Source organism: Thorsellia kenyensis (assembly GCF_042432445.1).
In the GTDB taxonomy this organism is placed as follows: domain Bacteria; phylum Pseudomonadota; class Gammaproteobacteria; order Enterobacterales; family Thorselliaceae; genus Thorsellia; species Thorsellia kenyensis.
Map to the genome: position 1 here is coordinate 1 of NZ_JBHLXE010000075.1, position 1,549 is coordinate 1,549.

Annotated in this window: 1 protein-coding gene; it reads right to left on the reverse strand. The window is 36.0% G+C overall.

The genetic code is table 11. From position 1 onward, the window contains the following. Positions 1-136: 136 nt before the first annotated feature. Complete coding sequence (locus tag ACFFIT_RS06690) at positions 137-1,243, reverse strand: ISAs1 family transposase (RefSeq protein WP_385876878.1); 1,107 nt, start codon at positions 1,241-1,243, stop codon at positions 137-139. Positions 1,244-1,549: the final 306 nt, after the last annotated feature.

Below are 1,549 nucleotides of genomic sequence, written 5' to 3' on the forward strand. Positions count from 1 at the left end.
TACAAGTTAAGAAAAGTGATCGGGATGAAATGAGAATAAGTGATCGGCATGAATGAGAATCAGTGATCGGAATGATGAGAATATGCACTCAGGGTGAACACACACTTTGTTTATTTTTTGATCATTTTATTGTAACTCATTGACCAAAAATAACTTCTTGCCTGTATTCATCACTCCAACCACATTTTTTGATTTTGCCTGCCATACTGTTTTTTCTTGGGTTCAATTTACAAAGATTTAGACAGAACCTTCTGATTATACCTACATTCTCTGCACCATCATCTCTTCTAATGCGAGAATCATCTTCTTTGAACGTGACATCTAAGACCCAATGAGCATTATTTTCTACTCCCCAATGATGTCTTATCCCTTTGGCTGTCTCTTCAACATCGACGTTCCTAGAGCTAATGTAGTACAGAGTTTCACTTTCTGTTTTACCTGAATTTTTCAATTGGCGTTCTCGAGTAATTTTAATGATAACCCTCACTTCAGGCCATTCATTGAGTCCATCAATCCATTCAGTGGCAAGTAACTGTTCACATTTTCTCGTTTCAATCCTTCCGTGACCACAATCTACCTGAGTACTTGTTTTTATTAAGCTTTCATTTTCTCGAGACATCTTATGAAAATAAGCGGCTATTTGCTCTTTGAGGGTTTTATGATTATCTTTAACACAGATAGTGTAATCAGCACCACTTTGAATAATTTTATTAGCAACCGTTTTTTGAGTGTTCATTGCGTCTACCGTAATATGGGCGCCTTTAATGTTTAATGCACTTAACATCTCTAAGACTGAAGCATTTTCATTCTTCTTTCCAGAAGACTTCATCTGCGCTACAACTAGCCCAGATTCTGCATGCCAAGCTGTAACACTATGAAGAGCATCAATAGGTTTTTCACTAAACGAGTGACGAAGTGTTTTTCCATCAATAGCGATTTGTGGTTGCCCATTTTCTTTGCGTATCTCGTTTACCCAATTAATGAAGCATTGATTGAATTCCTGAGGATTAATACAGCTGATAACTCTAGCGATAGTGTCATCAACAGGGATACCATTTTTAAACTCTCTGAATTGCCGTAGCCACTCAATTTTTTCATCTCCAAATTCTTTAATGTCTTTCCAGCCTAAAGCGCCAGAAAGAACTGCGCTGAAAGTAAGAAAAAGAATATCTATCAAGTCATGTTTTTTATTAATATCTTTTCTTGGGTCAGTAATTTTATCAAACGCACTCATAAAACTCATTGCATGTTCCTTATTTTTTTAATTGCATAATAACAATTATTATATTAAAAAAATAAAGTAAACACAATAAATAAATTAAGATCAATAACTTAAATTTTTAACTGCATGGCGTAGTGTGATCTTGCCCTGATTTAATGCTCACCTTTAGTGTTTGTTCCTTTTTTAATAAGCTGATAGGAACCTTATTAAAAAAAGAGATGTTTTTTAGGAGCACATCCACTACGCAAACGAAGTTCATCCGGCGAATTATCGAGTAGAGCCCAGGAACCTCCCCTGAACCCTCTCACAGAACCGTACGTGAGCCTC